The sequence below is a fragment of the Streptomonospora wellingtoniae genome (assembly GCF_031845375.1).
In the GTDB taxonomy this organism is placed as follows: Bacteria; Actinomycetota; Actinomycetes; order Streptosporangiales; family Streptosporangiaceae; genus Streptomonospora; species Streptomonospora wellingtoniae.
The window spans coordinates 294,187-311,390 of sequence record NZ_JAVREK010000003.1 but is presented as its reverse complement, the minus strand read 5'-3'; the positions used below and the strand labels follow the sequence as shown (position 1 = coordinate 311,390).

Below are 17,204 nucleotides of genomic sequence, written 5' to 3'. Positions count from 1 at the left end.
CGTGGATATCGATATGAGTGTCCTACGCAGCCTTGAGCGTGAGAAGGACATCTCGGTTGACCTCGTCGTCAAGGCGATCGAGGACGCTCTGCTGATCGCCTACCACCGCCAGGAGGGAACCGAGTCCTCAGCGCGCGTCGAACTGGACCGCACGAGCGGGCACGTGACCGTGTGGGCGGCCGACACCGACGAGGGCGGCGCCGTCCGGGAGTACGACGCCACGCCCACCGGGTTCGGCCGCATCGCGACCTCGACCGCCAAGCAGGTCATACTGCAGCGCCTGCGCGACGCCGAGGACGAGCTCACGCTCGGCGAGTTCGCCGGCCGGGAGTACGAGGTCGTCTCCGGCCTGATCCAGCAGGGCAGGGACCCCCGCAACGTGCTGGTGGACCTGGGCAGGGTCGAGGCGATCCTGCCGCCCCAGGAGCAGGTGCCGGGCGAGGACTACGGCCACGGCGAGCGGCTGCGCGCCTACGTGGTCCAGGTGCGCAAGGGCCATCGCGGCCCCTCGGTCACGCTCTCGCGCACCCACCCCAATCTGGTGCGCAAGCTCTTCGAGCTGGAGGTGCCCGAGATCGCCGACGGCACGGTCGAGATCTCGGCGATCGCCCGGGAGGCGGGCCACCGCACCAAGATGGCGGTGCGCTCCAACAAACCGGGTGTCAACGCCAAGGGCGCCTGCATCGGCCCGCTGGGCAGCCGTGTCCGCAACGTCATGGCCGAGCTCAACGGCGAGAAGATCGACATCATCGACCACGCCGACGACCCCGCGGTCTTCGTGGGCAACGCCCTCTCGCCCGCGCGCGTCAGCCACGTCGAGGTGCTCGACGAGGCCGAGAAGGTGGCCCGCGTCACCGTTCCCGACTACCAGCAGTCGCTGGCGATCGGCAAAGAGGGGCAGAACGCCCGCCTCGCCGCCCGGCTGACCGGCTGGCGCATCGACATCCGGTCCGACGCGGACCCCGGCGACCCCGACGAGACGTCCATCGACGCATCGCCTGACGACGACCCCGGAAGGCCCACCGGGCACGCAGATGCGCCGACGCGCTAGACTAGGAAGCCGCGGCCGATCCCGTCCCGTACGCACGTGCGTCGGGTGCAGGTCGCGGGCAGCTCAGTCCGACCTGATGCGGCTGGTGGCCTCTTCCGGGGCCGCGGTGCCGGACCCCCCCAGGCGAATGCCTGGTCGTGGTGCGTACCTGCACGCGGATCCCGGTTGCTGGGAGTCGGCGAAGCGGCGGGGAGGCCTGGCGCGGGCGCTTCGGTCCGCGCGGGGTCTCGACACCTCGCGCGTCGACGCCCTGTTCGCCGCCGGTCCGCGCGTTGGCGACGCACCGGGATCCGGATAGGGTTGGAATGATCACGCCGCCCCGTTGGTTGTAAGAGCCGTACGGCGGCGGGTCTTGCCATGTCGGTATCTCCGACGTGGTCGACCCATTGTTGTGTAACGACGAGGAAGCGGGTCGAGATTGCGATGAGCGCTCGATGAGTACGCAGCGATGAGTACGTCAAGCTAGCGACGGTCCGGAACAAGCCCATGTCCCGGACCGAGTAGAGGAGAGCAGTGGCGAAGGTCCGGGTATACGAGCTCGCGAAGGAGTTCGGAGTCGAGAGCAAGGCCGTTCTGGCCAAGCTCAACGAAATGGGTGAGTTCGTTCGGTCGGCATCGTCGACCATCGAGGCGCCTGTCGTCCGTCGTCTCAAGGAAGCATTCAACAACGGTTCCGGCGAGTCCCGCCCCCAGCAGTCCGGTGGCGGCGGCCGTGCGAAGCCGCGTCCGCAGGCCCCCGCGAACGGAGCTGCCGCGAACGAGGCCCCCGTGAACGGGGCCGAGGCGGACGCCTCGGCCGCGCGCCCCGCGGCGCCCAAGCCGGGCCCCAAGCCCGGCCCGCGCCAGGAGCCTGCGCGCGGTGAGCAGGAGCCCGCGCGCGGCCAGTCCGAGCGCGCCGCCCAGGCGCCGCAGTCCGGTCCGCGCTCCGATGCGGGCGCCGGCTCCGGCCCGCCCAAGGGTGCCGCGCCCAAGCCCGGCCCCAAGCCCGGACCGCGTCCGGGCCAGTCCAAGTCCGAGAAGCCCGGCGGCGGCCGCTCCGAGCGGAGCGAGCGTCCCTCGTCCGACGGCGGCGGCAAGGCCCCGCGCCCGGGTCCGCGTTCGAGCGGGCCGCGTCCCGGCAACAACCCGTTCGCGTCGACGGCCACCGGCATGGGCTCCAAGCCCGCGCCGCGCCCGGGCCCGCGGCCCGGCCCTCAGCAGGGCGGCGGCCAGGGTGCCCAGGGCGGTCAGGGCGGCGGCCAAGGCGGCGCCGGCACGCGTTCGGGCGGCGGTGACCGCGCCCCGCGTCCGGCCCCGCGCCCGGGTCCTCCCGGCGCAGGCGGTCCCCGGCCCAACCCGGCGAACTCCGGTCCGCGACCGGGCGGTCCGCGCCCCAGCCCGATGAACATGCCCTCGTCCCGTCCGGCGCCCGCGGGCGGCGGACGCAGCGGCGGCGGTGGCGGCCGCCCCGGTGGCGGCGGCGGTGGCGGCCGCGGCCGCGGCGCTCCTGCCGGCACGGGCACGGGTGCGCGCCCCGGTAGCGGTGGCGGCGGCGGTCGTCCAGGCGGCTTCGCCGGCCGTCCCGGCGGCGGTCGCGGTCGCGGCGGCGGCACAGCCGGCGCGTTCGGCCGTCCCGGCGGGCGCCCGGGTCGCCAGCGCAAGTCCAAGAAGCAGCGCCGCCAAGAGTTCAACGACATGCAGGCGCCGTCGTTCGGCGGCGTGAAGATCTCGAGCGGCAACGGGCAGACGATCCGCCTGTCGCGCGGGGCCTCGCTGGCCGACTTCGGCGACAAGATCGAGGTCAACCCGGCGTCGCTGGTGCAGGTGCTGCTGCACCTGGGCGAGATGGTCACGGCCACGCAGTCCCTGCCTGACGAGACCTTGCAGCTGCTCGGCGACGAGCTGAAGTACAACGTCGAGGTCGTCAGCCCCGAGGACGAGGACCGCGAGCTCCTGGAGTCCTTCTCCATCGAGTTCGGCGAGGACGCCGGTACCGATGAGGACCTGCGTCCGCGCCCGCCGGTGGTCACCGTCATGGGCCACGTCGACCACGGCAAGACCAAGCTGCTGGACACCATCCGCAGCTCCAACGTGGTCGGCGGCGAGGCCGGGGGCATCACCCAGCACATCGGCGCCTACCAGGTCGGCACCGTGGTCGACGAAGAGGACCGCAAGATCACCTTCATCGACACCCCGGGCCACGAGGCGTTCACCGCCATGCGTGCCCGCGGTGCCCAGGCCACCGACATCGCGGTGCTGGTGGTGGCGGCCGACGACGGCGTGAAGCCGCAGACGGCCGAGGCCATCGACCACGCCAAGGCGGCCGAGGTCCCGATCGTGGTGGCGATCAACAAGATCGACGTCGAGGGCGCCGACCCGCAGCGGGTGCGCGCCCAGCTCACCGAGTACGGCGTGGTGGCCGAGGAGTTCGGCGGCGACGTGCAGTGCGTCGAGATCTCCGCTCTTCGGGGCGAGAACCTGGACTCGCTGCTGGAGGCGGTCGTGCTGACCTCGGATGCGGCGCTGGACCTGCGGGCCAACCCGGAGATGGAGGCCCAGGGGCTGGCGATCGAAGCCTACCTCGACCGCGGCCGCGGCTCCATGGCCACGGTGCTGGTACAGCGGGGCACGCTCAACGTCGGCGACTCGATCGTCTGCGGCGACGCCTACGGGCGCGTCCGGGCCATGCTCGACGAGCACGGCACCAACGTGAAGAGCGCCGAGCCCTCGCGTCCGGTGCAGGTGCTGGGGCTGACCAACGTGCCCAGCGCCGGCGACAGCTTCCTGGTCGTCAAGGACGACCGGGTGGCCCGCCAGATCGCCCAGCAGCGCGAGGCCCGCGAGCGGTTCGCCCAGCAGAGCCGGGCCACCCGCCGGGTCACCATCGACACCTGGAAGGACGCGCTGGCCGAGGGCGAGCGCAACGAGCTGCTGCTGATCGTCAAGGGCGACATGTCCGGGTCGGTCGAGGCGCTCGAGGAGTCGCTGTCCAAGATCGACGTCGGCGGCGAGGAAGTCGACATCCGCGTCATCGGCCGCGGCGTCGGTGCGATCACGCAGAACGACATCAACCTGGCCGCGTCGGCCGGTGCGATCATCGTCGGGTTCAACGTCCGCCCCGAGGGCAAGAACAGCGAGCTCGCCGACCGCATGGGCGTCGACATCCGCTACTACTCGGTCATCTACCAGGCGATCGACGAGATCGAGGCGGCGGTCAAGGGGCTCCTCAAGCCCATCTACGAGGAGGTCCAGCTCGGCTCCGCCGAGATCCGCGAGGTCTTCAAGGTCCCGCGGGTCGGCAACATCGCCGGTGCGATCGTGCGCAGCGGCACCATCCGGCGCAACACGAAGGCGCGGCTCATCCGCGAGGGGATCGTCGTCTCGGAGAACCTCAACGTCGATTCGCTGCGGCGGTTCAAGGACGACGCCACCGAGGTCCGCGACGGCTACGAGTGCGGTATCGGCGTCGGCTACAACGACGTCCGCATCGGCGACACGATCGAGACCTACGAGATGCGCGAGAAGCCTCGCGACTGAACCGGGCCGCGTCGCGCCGCGGACCCCCGGCCGTCCGGCCGGGGGTCCGCGGGCCGGGCGCCGTCCCGCCTTCTCCCACGACCGGCCCGGCCGCTCCGTCATGCGGCCGACACATGACATCTGAATCGCGATCCGCGGCGCGCGGCACACAGGGTGGGCGCATGTTCGTCGGGGCATTGACACTGGACATCCTGCTCGCAGATGTGCGTTCCCTGAAGCAGAAGCGCTCGGTGGTGCGGCCCATCGTGGCCGAGCTGCAGCGCGCGTGCTCCGCTTCGGTCGCCGAGACCGGCGACCAGGACCTCTACCGCAGGTCCGAGATCGGTGTGGCCGTCGTGGCCGCAACCGCAGCCCATTGCTCGCAGTTGATGGACACGTGCGAGCGGCTCGTCGCGGAGCGCCCCGAGGTCGAGCTGCTCTCCGCGAGGCAGCGGCTCTTCAGCCCAGAGGAAGACTAGAGAACGATGGTTGACGCCGCACGAGCGCGCAAACTCGCCGACCGCATTCAGCGGATCGTGGCGGAGATGCTGGAGCGCCGGGTCAAGGACCCGCGCCTTGGCTTCGTCACGGTGACGGACGCGCGTCTCACCAACGACCTGCGCGACGCCACGGTCTACTACACGGTGTTCGGCTCCGACGAGGAGAAGACCGGCACCGCGGCCGCCCTGGAGAGCGCCAAGGGCATCATCCGAACCGAGGTCGGCCGCCAGACGGGCCTGCGGCACACGCCGAGCCTGACGTTCAAGAGCGACGATGTGCAGCGCAATGCCGAGCACATCGAGACGCTGCTGGCGCAGGCCCGCCTTTCCGACGCCGAGGTGGCCCAGGCCGCCTCCGGAGCCACCCCGGCGGGCGACCCCGACCCCTACAAGGAGCCGAGGCGGCCCGAGGACGACGAGGAGTAGCTCCTCCGGCGGAGCCGTGCCCGGCGGAGGTATCAGGTCCGGCGGGCCCGTGCCCTCCCCGGACGAACCGCTCCCTCCGTCCAGCCGCCCCGTCGCCCCGCGTGGACCGCGGGGCGACTCCTCCGGACAAGGAACCCGACCCCCATGACCGACAGCGGCGTCGTGATCGTCGACAAGCCGGCCGACTGGACCTCCCACGACGTGGTCGCCCGCACCCGCCGACTGGCCCGAACCCGCAAGGTCGGCCACGCGGGCACGCTCGACCCCATGGCCACCGGCGTGCTCGTCCTCGGCATCGGCAAAGGCACCAAGCTGCTGGGGCACCTCACCCTCACCGAGAAGGCCTACACGGCGACGCTGCGCCTGGGGCTGACCACCAACACCGACGACGCCGAGGGCGAGCCGGGTGTGCGCACCGACGCTTCCGCGGTGGCCGACGAGGCCGTGCGGGACGGCGCCGCCGCGCTGACCGGCACCATCAGCCAGGTACCGCCGCAGTTCAGCGCGATCAAGGTCGACGGCAGGCGCGCCTACAAGTCCGCGCGCTCGGGCGAGGAGGTCGAGCTGGCCGCCCGGGAGGTGACGGTCGCGGAGTTCGCGGTCGAGGACGTGCGCCGCGTCGACGACCCCGAAGGCGCGTTCGTCGACGTCGATGCCCGCATCACCTGTTCCAGCGGCACCTACATCCGCGCGCTGGCCCGCGACCTGGGCGCCGCCCTGGGCGTGGGCGGCCACCTCACTGCGCTGCGCCGCACCCGCGTGGGCCCCTACGACATCTCCCGAGCGCGCACCCTGGAGCAGCTGGCCGACGAGTTTACGGCCGTGCCGCTGGCGGAGGCGGTCGCGTCGGCCTTCCCCGTGCGGGTGCTCGACTCCGACGAGGTGCGCAGGATCGCCCACGGGAACCGGATCTCGCCCGGCGAGCTGGGCCCCGGCCCCGTCGGGTTGTTCGCGCCCGACGGCACCGTCGTGGCGCTGGCCGAGGACCGGCCGGGCTATGCCAAGCCGATCGTGGTGTTCGAGGCAGCCTGAGCGCACCGAACCGTGTCCGCTCGGGCGGTACGGTTGAGCCGGGTGCGGCCGTGAGGCGCGCCAGCGCACCGTGCCCGCCCGCTGGTCCGTGCGAATCTGGGCAGCGGACGGGGACGCATCCGGAGGGGAGCTGTTGGACGTGCGGGCTTGGCACGGTCTGGAGGAGGTGCCCCGCGATCGGGGCCGTTCCGTCGTGACCATCGGCGTCTTCGACGGCGTGCACCGCGGGCACCAGGCCATCGTGCGCACCGCCGTCGAGCGCGCCGGCGAGCTGGGGCTGCCCGCCGTGGTCGTCACCTTCGAGCCCCACCCCGACGCGGTCGTGCACGGCGGAGAGCCGCCCGCGGTGCTGACCCCCGGTCCGCGCAAGGCCGAACTGCTGGCCGACTGCGGGGCCGACGCGCTGTGTGTGCTGCCCTTCACCGCGGAGCTGTCCCGCCTGAGCGCCGACGACTTCGTGCGCCGGGTGCTGGTCGAAGGCCTGGGCGCGGCGGCCGTCGTCGTCGGCGAGGACTTCCGCTTCGGGCACCGCGCCGCCGGCACCGTCGAGACGCTGCGCGAGCTGGGGGAGAAGTACGATTTCGCGGCCGAAGGGCTGCCGCTGGTCGCCGGTGCCGACACGGTCACCTCCACGCGTATCCGCGCGGCGCTGGAGGGCGGCGACGTCGAGGGCGCCCGCCTGGAGCTGGGCCGCCCGCACCGGGTCGAGGGCGTGGTCGTGCACGGCGCGGCGCGCGGCCGTGAGCTGCTGGGCTTTCCCACCGCCAACCTGGACCACCCCGCGGGCACGGCGGTGCCCGCTGACGGGGTCTACGCCGGACGGATGCTTCTCCGCGACGCCGAGCCCGGTACCGAGTCGGCGTGGCCCGCCGCGATCTCCGTGGGTACCAACCCGACCTTCGAAGGCGCGGCGCGCACGGTCGAGGGCTATGCGCTCGACCGCGACGACCTCGCCCTCTACGGGCGGCCGATGGCCATGGAGTTCACCCACCGCATCCGCGGCCAGCTGCGCTTCGACAACGTGGACGAGCTGATCGAGGCCATGGCGCGCGACGTCGACCGGGCGCGTGAGTTGGCGGCCGAGTCCTGAGCCCGCACCCGGGCGGCGGCGCCGCGTCGGGGCCGGGGCGCGGGCGGCTGTGCACGTCGGCGCGGCCGTGCGGCCGTGCGGCCGTGCGGCCGAGCCGGTCCGGCCTCCGGCGTGTCCTCGCGGCTCGCGTGGTGCTATAGACTGGTCGACGAAGGCCGCATACACCTGCCCGCATGTCGGGCCGAGCATCCGGATGCGGCGCCCGCCGGCTCGCCGCGGGAGTGTCCGGACCGCTGACGGTGACTGTTCGTACGCGTGGTCACCGGCCCGTGCTCGCTGCCGATCCGCTCATAGCGCGCCGGGGTCCCTGACGTCTGCGTACCGATTATTCCGAGAAGGAGCGACGTGTCGATCGACGCCGCCACCAAGCAGAGGATCCTCGCCGACTTCGGCACGAAGGAAGGCGACACCGGCTCCCCTGATGTCCAGGTCGCGCTGCTGACCCACCGCATCACGGAGCTGACCGAGCACCTCAAGACCCACAAGCAGGACCACCACAGCCGCCGCGGACTGCTGCTGATGGTCGGCCGGCGCCGCCGCCTGCTGAAGTACATCCAGAAGCAGGACATCAACCGGTACCGCCAGCTCATCCAGCGGCTGGGTCTGCGCCGCTGACGACGCGGCGATAGGGGAGTGGCCGGGGCCACTCCCCTTCTTAGTAGTGTGGACCTATCGGCCTCGGCCCCGGTCGGCGGGTATCGTCCCAAGTGGCGGCTCCGTCGGGCGAGCCGGCGCTACAACCGCAGAGAAGACCGCACCGAGCCGACAAGGCTCGTGGCAGAGCACTCCCGCGCTCCCCGCCTCGGCTGCCGTGTCGAGGCCGGTCCTCGGTAGTGGTCTGCGGCCCGTCCCCAGGGCGAGCCGCAGGCTTCGATCGATGGCCGGCCGCCGCCGGTCCTGCTGCGTCGGCAGGCATCGAGCCGCCCGCGCCGCCGGGCGGCGGCGACTCTCGACAATCCTCCGGGGCTACGGGCGCGGGACGACCGAACAGCCGTAACCCTGTATGAGGAGGACGCCCATGGAGGGCGCGCATTCCGCCGAAGCCGTGATCGACAACGGCACCTTCGGCTCCCGTACCATCCGCTTCGAGACCGGCCGCATGGCCCGCCAGGCCGCCGGTTCCGCAGTGGCCTACCTCGACGACGAGACCATGGTGCTCTCGGCCACCTCGGCCTCCAAGCGCCCGAAGGAGAACCTGGACTTCTTCCCGCTGACGGTCGACGTCGAGGAGCGCATGTACGCCGCGGGCCGCATCCCCGGCTCGTTCTTCCGGCGCGAGGGGCGTCCGTCCGAGGACGCGATCCTGACCTGCCGGCTGATCGACCGGCCGCTGCGGCCGTCGTTCAAGCACGGCCTGCGCAACGAGATCCAGGTCGTCGAGACGATCATGTCGCTCGACCCCGAGCACCTCTACGACGTGGTGGCGATCAACGCCGCGTCGATGTCCACCCAGCTCGCCGGCCTGCCCTTCTCGGGCCCGATCGGCGGCGTGCGCGTGGCGCTGATCCGCGGCCAGTGGGTGGCCTTCCCCACCCACACCGAACTGCAGGAGGCCACCTTCGACATGGTGGTGGCGGGCCGCGTCCTCGACGACGGCGACGTCGCGATCATGATGGTCGAGGCCGAGTCCACGGTGCGGACACTGCAGCTCGTGGCAGACGGCGCGGTCGGCCCCAACGAGCAGACCGTGGCCGAGGGCCTGGAGGCCGCGAAACCGTTCATCAAGGTGCTGTGCCGGGCCCAGCAGGCGCTGGCCGACCAGGCCGCCAAGGAGGTCGGCGAGTTCCCGATCTTCCTGGACTACGAGGACGACGTCTACGCCGCGGTCGAGACCGCGGTGCGCGACCAGCTCGGCGAGGCGCTGACCATCGCCGAGAAGCAGGACCGCGAGGCGGAGCTGGACCGCGTCAAGGCCCTGGCCGCCGAGAAGCTCGGTGAGGACTTCGAAGGCCGCGAGAAGGAGATCGGCGCGGCGTTCCGCTCGCTGACCAAGCAGCTCATGCGGGAGCGCGTGCTGCGCGACAAGGTCCGCATCGACGGCCGCGGCCCCAAGGACATCCGCCAGCTCGGAGCCGAGGTCTCCGTGGTGCCGCGGGTGCACGGCTCGGCCCTCTTCGAGCGCGGCGAGACCCAGATCCTGGGTGTGACCACGCTGAACATGCTGCGCATGGAGCAGATGGTCGACACGCTCAACCCCGAGCGCACCAAGCGCTACATGCACAACTACAACTTCCCGCCCTACTCCACCGGTGAGACCGGCCGGGTGGGCTCGCCCAAGCGCCGCGAGATCGGCCACGGCGCGCTCGCCGAGCGGGCACTGCTTCCGGTGCTGCCTTCGCGTGAGGACTTCCCCTACGCGATCCGGCAGGTGTCGGAGGCGATCAGCTCGAACGGCTCCACCTCCATGGGGTCGGTCTGCGCCTCGACCATGTCGCTGATGCAGGCCGGCGTGCCGCTGAAGGAGATGGTCTCGGGTATCGCGATGGGCCTGATCAGCGAGGGCGACGAGTACGTCACGCTGACCGACATCCTCGGCGCCGAGGACGCCTTCGGTGACATGGACTTCAAGGTCGCCGGAACCCGCGAGCTGATCACCGCGCTGCAGCTGGACACGAAGCTCGACGGCATCCCCGCCTCGCAGCTTGCCCAGGCCCTGCAGCAGGCCCGCGGCGCGCGGCTGGCCATCCTGGAGGTCATGCAGGAGGCCATCACGCGTCCGGCCGAGATGAGCCCTTACGCGCCGCGCATCCTCACGGTCAAGGTCCCGGTCGACAAGATCGGTGAGGTCATCGGCCCCAAGGGCAAGATGATCAACTCGATCCAGGACGACACCGGGGCCGACATCACGATCGAGGACGACGGCACGATCTACATCGGCGCCACCGACGGCCCCTCGGCCGAGGCGGCGCGCGACACGATCAACAGCATCGCCAACCCGACCATGCCGGAGGTCGGCGACCGCTACCTGGGCACGGTCGTCAAGACCACGGCCTTCGGCGCGTTCGTCTCGCTGCTGCCCGGCAAGGACGGCCTCCTGCACATCTCGCAGATCCGCAAGCTGCACGGCGGCAAGCGGATCGAGAACCTGGAGGACGTCGTCAGCATCGGCGAGAAGATCCAGGTCGAGATCCGCGAGATCGACGACCGGGGCAAGCTCTCGCTCGTGCCGGTCGAGGTCGTCGAGGCAGAGTCCGCCCCCGCCTCCGACTCGGCCAACGGCTCCGAGCCCGCGGCCGAGGAGGAGGGCGAGGACGACGAGTCCGCCTCCGGCGGTTCGGGGACCCGCCGCCGGCGCCGCACCCGCAGCGGCGGCGGCGAGAACACCTGATCAGCGCCTAGGATCGATGGGGCGGTCGCACCTCGGGTGCGGCCGCCCCGCGTCGTCGGTGCCCCCTGCGGCGGCGCGCCGCCACCGCCCGGGCCCTCCTTGCCCGACCCACGCCACGTCCAGGAAGGCGACACTCGAGTATGACCTCTGCGCCCATCGCCGCCGAGCAGGATCCCGGCAGCACCATCACCCTGCTGGAACCGGGCGACGGTTCCGGACTGGTGCGGCGGACCGTCCTTCCCGGCGGACTGCGGGTCGTGACCGAGGCGATGCCGGGACTCCGCTCGGCGGCCTTCGGGATTTCGGCCACCACCGGTTCGCGGGACGAGGACCCCCTCCACGCGGGTTCGGCCCACTTCCTGGAGCACCTGCTCTTCAAGGGCACCCGGCGGCGCGGTCCGATGGAGATCTCGGCGCTGCTCGACAGCGTGGGCGCCGACCACAACGCCTACACGACCAAGGAACACACCTGCTACTACGCCAAGGTGCTGGACCGCGACCTGCCGCTGGCGGTCGACGTCGTGGGCGACATGGTGGCGGGCTCGGTGCTGGACGCCGGCGAGGTCGAGACCGAGCGCGGTGTGATCCTTGAAGAGATCGCGATGAACGAGGACGAGCCGGCCGACCTCATCGACGACGTCTTCGCCGAGCACGTCTACGCCGGCTCCGCACTGGGGCGGCCGATCCTGGGCACCAACGACTCCATCGCGTCCCTGACCCGTGACCGGATCCTCGAGCAGTACCGCTCCGCCTACGTGCCCGGCGAGCTGGTCGTCGCCGCCGCGGGGAACCTGGACCACGACGCCGTCGTCGCGCAGGTGCGCGAGCAGTTCGCGGAGCAGTGCGCGGCCGCCTGGGGTGCGCGGCCAGCGCGCCCGCGCATCGGCGGCGAGCGGGTGCCCGCCTACGCCGGGACACGGGCGGTCGCCCGCGATACCGAGCAGGCGCACCTGATCCTGGGCCGCGAAGGCCTGCCGCGCACCGACGAACGCTGGTACGCGCTGCGCGTGCTGGCCTCGGCGCTGGGCGGGGGGATGTCCTCCCGGCTCTTCCAGGAGGTGCGCGAGAAGCGCGGGCTGGCCTACGCCGTCCAAGCCTTCCACAGCTCCTACGCCGACACCGGCATCTTCCAGGTGTACGCGGGCTGCCTGCCCGACAAGATCGACGAGGTGCTGGGCGTGTGCCGCGAGGAGCTGGCGAAGGCGGCCGCCACCGGCATCGGCGGCGAGGAGCTGGAGCGCGCCAAGGGCCAGATCAAGGGATCGTGGGTGCTGGGCGCCGAGGGCAGCAACGCCCGAATGGGGCGGCTGACGGTGCACGAGCTGGCCTACCCGCGGCACTTCTCGCTGGACGACGACCTCGCCCTGTTCGACGCGGTGACGGCCGAGGACGTCGCCGAGGTGGCCGCGGACGTCCTGGGCGGTCCGGAGGCGCTGGCGGTCATCGGCCCCTACGACCAGGGCCGCGACTTCTAGGACGCCCCTTGCGAAGACGAAGGCGCCCGGCCGATCGGATCGGCCGGGCGCCTTCGCTGCTACGGGTCATGCCCCCGTCAGCGGGGCTTCTTCTTGCTGTTCACCTGGATGCGGCTGGGGCCCTCGGCGTTGGCGGCGCCCGCCACGCGGACGGTCAGCAGTCCGTCGTCGAAGTCGGCCGAGATGTCCTCGTCGGCCGTCCCCTCCGGCAAGGTGATCTCCCGCCGGAAATTGCCCAGGTAGCGCTCCGAGGCGTAGTAGATGACGTCGGTGTCGTCCCGCTTGCGCTCGCCGGCGATGGTGAGCAGACCGTGCGAGAACGAGACCTCGACGTCCTCGGAGTAGACGCCCGCCAGCTCGCACCGGATGTAGAGGTCCTCGCCGCGGGCGAAGATGTCGGTGGGCGGGCTCCAGGCGTCGGAGAACCCGCGCGGCGTGGCTGTCGCCGAGCTGGTCTCCAGGTTGGACATGGTGTCGGAGATGCGGTTCATCTCGCTCATCATGTCCAGGACGCCGCGGAACGGATTCGTCCTTTTCTTCTTAGTGGGCATGCTCATTCCTCACTGGGTCTCAAGCGCCGCTGTCGCTGCTGTCCGAGGACGAGTCCGACTCCTTGGCGGTGCCGGCCGAAGACCCCGAACGAACCTTGGCCTGGTCCACGTCGCCGGGCGGGGGGACGTGCACAGCGCCCTCGCCCCCGCGGGTCGGAGGCGTGGTCCCGGGGACCAGTACCCGCTGGTCCTCCTCGCGCAACGCCTTCACGATGCCGAAGCAGATGATGATCAGGACTACGGCGAACGGCAGACCCGTGACCAGGGACGCCGACTGCAGGGTCGACAGCGGATCCGCGTCGCCCTCCTGCATGCCGATGGCCGACATCAGCAGCACGATGGTCACCAGGCCCTCGGTGACGGCCCAGAAGAACCGCTGCAGCTTGATCGGGTGCGGGTCGCCGCCGTTGGTCAGCATGTCCACGACGAGCGAGCCCGAGTCGGACGAGGTGGCGAAGAACAGCACGACCACCACGATCGTCAGCACCGAGAGCAGCGCCGCCATGATCCCCGGCATAGGCAGTTCGTTGAGCAGCGAGAACAGCGTCAGTTCGGCGGGCTCGTCCGCCAGACCGGCGTTGCGGATGTTGTCGTAGAACAGACCGGCGCCACCGAAGACGCTGAACCACACGATCGAGGCGCCGACCGGCGCGAACAGCGTCCCGGTGATGAACTGGCGGATCGTGCGCCCGTAGGAGATGCGCGCGATGAACATGCCGACGAAAGGCGACCAGGAGATCCACCAGCCCCAGTAGAACAGCGTCCACGCCTGCTGGAACTCGAATCCGTTCGGGTCGGTCTGCTGGTTGGCGACGTAGAGGCTGGTCTGCGGCAGGTGCTGCAGGTAGTAGCCGGTGAAGTCGGCCATCCCGGTGAGGATGTACAGACGCGGGCCGAACAGGAACACGATCACCATCAGCGCGACGGCCAGCCAGAGGTTGATCACCGACAGGCGGCGGATGCCCTTGTCGATGCCGAGCATCACACTGAGCACGGCGACGCCGGTGATCACGGCGACGATGATGACCTGCATCCACCAGATGTTGGGCACACCGAACAACGAGGTGAGGCCCGCGTTGACCTGGCGCGCACCGATGCCCAGCGAAGTGGCGAGGCCGAACAGCGTGCCGAATACGGCCAGGATGTCGACCAGGTTGCCGATCCACCCGTAGATGCGGTTGCCGATCAACGGGTAGAGGGCCGAGGCCGGCCGCATCGGGAGGCCTTTGCGGAAGCAGAAGTAGCCCAGTGCCAGCCCGAGGACGATGTAGATCGCCCACGGGTGGAAGAGCCAGTGGAACAGCGTGGAGTTCATCGCCTCAGAGGCCGACGCCGAGGTGTTGGCGGCGACCTCGTTGGGGTGGGCCGGGTTGGCGTTGTAGCCCACAGGCTCGCTGACGCCGAAGAACACCAGGCCGATGCCCATGCCGGCGGTGAACAGCATGGCGAACCACGCGGTCGTTCCGAACTCCGGCCGTGACGAGTCGGGGCCGAGACGGATGTTACCGAATCGGCTGAACATCACCCAGAGTACGAACACCAGGAAGAAAGTGGCCGCCATAATGTAGAACCAGCCGAAATACGTGGTGATCCACGTGAGGACGCTGGTGGCGACCGTTGCGAGCCCACTGGTGAAGAGCGCGCCCAGGATCAGGAAGACGAGGACGATCCCGCCTGAGACGAAGAATACCGGTGGATTCGTATGCTCTTGTATGTAGGACCTGAATCGAGAGATGACAACTCCTTCCCGAGGTCCGGACCGGGAGTCCCGGGGCAGGTACCGGCGTCGAAACGCCCTTCAGTGTGCAGGGCCTGGCCCTTTCTCCCGACCCCGTGAAGGTGCCTGCACGGGACCGCTGCTGGTGCCGGAGTAAGTTCCGTTGCGCTATTTGCAGTCCTCGATCGGAAACTCTACGGCCAATCGGTGCATACTTCCCTTATATGCGCCGGATGGTTATAGGATATTGACCCGGGCGCTGTCATGCCGGGACAATGAGCGGCTCCGTTCGTGCGTGAAGACGGTAGCGCAGCGGCTGTCGCGTGCCGCGGCTGCGACACGGAGTGGAAATCGCGAGACGCGCCTTTCGTTCTTCGCTTTCGCAATGCTCCTCTCACCTTCGTCTGCGGTCGGCGGTCTCCGGGCCGGACCGCGCGGCCGATGGCCACCGGGGCGCCATAATAGGGGCGGTGGGGCTGTGGCTGGTGTGCCCGGGGGCGCAGCCGTTCCCCGGTTCGTGCCGGGAGCGCCCTCGAACCGGTGCGGCATCGGGTATACCCGCTGCGCAAAGGGGTCTGGTGGCTCCGCCCGTGCGCTCTGTACCCCTGTTCCAACCGATTCATGTCAGGACGGGTGGGACATTCGCCGCAGCAGGGTGCGACGACCCTGCCGAAGGGCGCGAGCCGAACCGGGGCGCGGGGACGCCGAGCGCCGGGTCTGTCGTCCACTGCGGCGGTCCTCCTGCGGGAGTGCGGACAGGGCGCAGCCGCGCCGGGCGCGGGCCGGGCGCACGCGGAGTCCGGGGACAGGGGATCGCCTGGGCCGGCGGGAACGCTACCAGTCGGGCAGCTCGCGGCGGATCAGGTCCGACCACAGCTCGTCGACGCGTCCGGGGTCCAGCTCGACGCGGGGGGCAGGCACGCCGGGGGAAGGCGGGACGGGGGCGGGCACACCCGCAGTCGCGCCGAGCGCGTCGGCGGGCAGTATCGGGCACAGCCACGCCCCGCCCAGCAGCATCCGGTGCACCGCTGAGCGGAACGACTCCAGGGTCAACCAGGGCAGCATGCCGACTCTTTACCCGCTGCGACGCGGACGATTCACCGCTGAAGGCTGCGCTGTGAGCGGCCTTCGCTTCCGCCGAGGCGCCGGCGCCTCGGCGCATACGCCGGCTACGGCCGGGCGCGAAGGTCTGCCGGGCCACGGCGAAGTACGGATGGGACCGGCCCGGGGCCTTCCCGCCTGCCTCTCCCGTCCGGTCGGCCCGCCGGGCCGCCGAGAGGCGGGCGGGAACCGCTGCGCGCCCCGCCCGCGGCAGGTGTGCGCACCGGGCCCGAGGACGGCCTCAGTCCTGGACGAGTCCCAGGACGTTGCCCGCCGGGTCGGTGAACCACGCGTTGCGCGGGCGCCCGAGTGCGATCCCCCTGGCGTCGTGCTCGAAGCCGTCATAGCGCAGGAACTCCACGCCGCGTGCCGCGAGCTCGTCGACGGCTTTGTCGATGTCGTCGACCGGGAAGTGCAGCACCGTGTAGGAGGCCGGGACGAAGTCCGGCTTGGGATAGACCAGCACCGCTCGGTCGGGCGCCAGGCGCAGGCTGAGGAGTCCGAACTCCTCCATCCCCGCGACGCCGGTGACCGTGATGTCCAGTGTCTCGGTGTAGAACCGCTGCGCGGCCGCGGTGTCGTCGACCGCGAAACTGCTGAACGCCCTGCTCGAATCGAGCATCGCACTCTCCTTTTCATCAGGCGGCCGCGCAGGGCGGCCACCGTCGGCTACATCGCGTTCCGGTGCTCCTGGCTCAACTGGATCACCTGCACGTAGTTGCCGTCAGGGTCGGTGGCCGTGGCGAACAGGCTGCCGTCGCGGTCCTCCAGCGGCGCGATCCACCGGGTGCCGGCCTGCTCGATGCGCTTGACGGCGGCGCGGGCGTCCTCGACGTCGAAGTTGAGGACGACCCTGGCCGGGTCGGGGTTGGTGGCCGCGACGTCGTCGCGGTGGTCGATCACCAGGTAGAAACCGCGGAAGTCGAGCATGCGGTACTGGTTCTCCCGGGACTCCGCCTGCGGCTCCAGCGCGGCGGAGTACCAGGCGCGCAGCCGCTCCGGGTCGCGGCTGGCCAGGAGCATCCCGTCGAGGCCTGTTCCGTTCGGCATGGGATCGCCTTTCTGTTTCGTCCTGCGTGGCGGTGCCCGGACCGCCGATGCGGTCCCGCGGCCGGGCCGGCCGCCGCCCGTCGCGGCGGTTGCACCAGTACCGACTCCGGCCGCCCGGCGAACTCATCGCCGCGGCGCAGGCCACTCCGTACGGAGTCGGCGAGTCCGCTCGACCGGAGCGCAGCACCGCCCTCGGCAGGTTGCCGCCCGAGGAGAGGGGGGAGCGGCTGCACCGACCCGCCCATCTCGACCGCGACGGCCACGGCGCTCGCCGCGCTCGCCCCGAAGGCGGTCGGCGCGGATCCTGCGGCTGGAGAAGTCTGCGCCGCCTGTGCGCATTCATATCGAGTGCGCATATACGCACATGTTTGTTATGTTGGCTCGCGAC

The 17,204-nt window shown here is 71.0% G+C and carries 15 protein-coding genes; 10 read left to right on the top strand and 5 right to left on the bottom strand.

The features are described from left to right. Positions 1-13: 13 nt before the first annotated feature. The 10 genes from nusA to RM446_RS04900 all read left to right on the top strand — a co-directional run bounded on the left by nusA (position 14) and on the right by RM446_RS04900 (position 12,397). Entirely contained in the window at positions 14-1,051 is a 1,038-nt protein-coding gene (gene nusA / locus RM446_RS04945; protein WP_311543899.1) for a transcription termination factor NusA, read from the top strand. Next, positions 1,035-1,349, top strand: a complete 315-nt coding sequence (locus RM446_RS04940; RefSeq protein WP_311543898.1) for a YlxR family protein — start codon at positions 1,035-1,037, stop codon at positions 1,347-1,349. The genes nusA and RM446_RS04940 overlap by 17 nt, the downstream gene beginning before the upstream one ends. 215 nt (positions 1,350-1,564) lie before the next feature. Further along, complete coding sequence (gene infB, locus RM446_RS04935) at positions 1,565-4,567, top strand: translation initiation factor IF-2 (protein WP_311543897.1); 3,003 nt, start codon at positions 1,565-1,567, stop codon at positions 4,565-4,567. Positions 4,568-4,728: 161 nt separating this feature from the next. Continuing rightward, on the top strand, positions 4,729-5,025 hold the full coding sequence (locus tag RM446_RS04930; protein ID WP_311543896.1) for a DUF503 domain-containing protein: 297 nt from the start codon (positions 4,729-4,731) through the stop codon (positions 5,023-5,025). A gap of 6 nt (positions 5,026-5,031) precedes the next feature. Continuing rightward, positions 5,032-5,472, top strand: a complete 441-nt coding sequence (rbfA, locus tag RM446_RS04925) for a 30S ribosome-binding factor RbfA (protein WP_311543895.1) — start codon at positions 5,032-5,034, stop codon at positions 5,470-5,472. 144 nt (positions 5,473-5,616) lie between these two features. Then, entirely contained in the window at positions 5,617-6,504 is an 888-nt protein-coding gene (gene truB, locus RM446_RS04920; RefSeq protein WP_311543894.1) for a tRNA pseudouridine(55) synthase TruB, read from the top strand. Between the two features lie 139 nt (positions 6,505-6,643). Beyond that, positions 6,644-7,594 (top strand): bifunctional riboflavin kinase/FAD synthetase, encoded by a 951-nt coding sequence (locus RM446_RS04915; protein WP_311543893.1) that lies wholly within the window; start codon positions 6,644-6,646, stop codon positions 7,592-7,594. Between the two features lie 345 nt (positions 7,595-7,939). Beyond that, positions 7,940-8,209 (top strand): 30S ribosomal protein S15, encoded by a 270-nt coding sequence (gene rpsO, locus RM446_RS04910; RefSeq protein WP_311543892.1) that lies wholly within the window; start codon positions 7,940-7,942, stop codon positions 8,207-8,209. 403 nt (positions 8,210-8,612) lie between these two features. Continuing rightward, positions 8,613-10,922, top strand: a complete 2,310-nt coding sequence (locus RM446_RS04905; RefSeq protein ID WP_311543891.1) for a polyribonucleotide nucleotidyltransferase — start codon at positions 8,613-8,615, stop codon at positions 10,920-10,922. A 140-nt stretch (positions 10,923-11,062) separates the two neighbouring features. Further along, entirely contained in the window at positions 11,063-12,397 is a 1,335-nt protein-coding gene (locus RM446_RS04900) for a M16 family metallopeptidase (protein WP_311543890.1), read from the top strand. A gap of 77 nt (positions 12,398-12,474) precedes the next feature. Here RM446_RS04900 and RM446_RS04895 read toward each other — a convergent pair whose 3' ends face one another. The 5 genes from RM446_RS04895 to RM446_RS04875 all read right to left on the bottom strand — a co-directional run bounded on the left by RM446_RS04895 (position 12,475) and on the right by RM446_RS04875 (position 16,816). Continuing rightward, positions 12,475-12,948 (bottom strand): Hsp20/alpha crystallin family protein, encoded by a 474-nt coding sequence (locus RM446_RS04895; protein WP_311543889.1) that lies wholly within the window; start codon positions 12,946-12,948, stop codon positions 12,475-12,477. Between the two features lie 19 nt (positions 12,949-12,967). After that, positions 12,968-14,617: a BCCT family transporter gene (locus tag RM446_RS04890; RefSeq protein WP_449657173.1), complete on the bottom strand. Its 1,650-nt coding sequence runs from the start codon at positions 14,615-14,617 to the stop codon at positions 12,968-12,970. A gap of 882 nt (positions 14,618-15,499) precedes the next feature. Then, positions 15,500-15,730 (bottom strand): hypothetical protein, encoded by a 231-nt coding sequence (locus RM446_RS04885; RefSeq protein WP_311543888.1) that lies wholly within the window; start codon positions 15,728-15,730, stop codon positions 15,500-15,502. Positions 15,731-16,007: 277 nt separating this feature from the next. Continuing rightward, positions 16,008-16,388, bottom strand: coding sequence for a VOC family protein (locus RM446_RS04880; protein WP_311543887.1), 381 nt, complete (start codon positions 16,386-16,388; stop codon positions 16,008-16,010). A 47-nt stretch (positions 16,389-16,435) separates the two neighbouring features. Next, the gene (locus RM446_RS04875; protein ID WP_311543886.1) at positions 16,436-16,816 is read right to left on the bottom strand and encodes a VOC family protein; all 381 of its coding nucleotides are present in this window, start codon (positions 16,814-16,816) and stop codon (positions 16,436-16,438) included. Between the last annotated feature and the right edge of the window lie 388 nt (positions 16,817-17,204).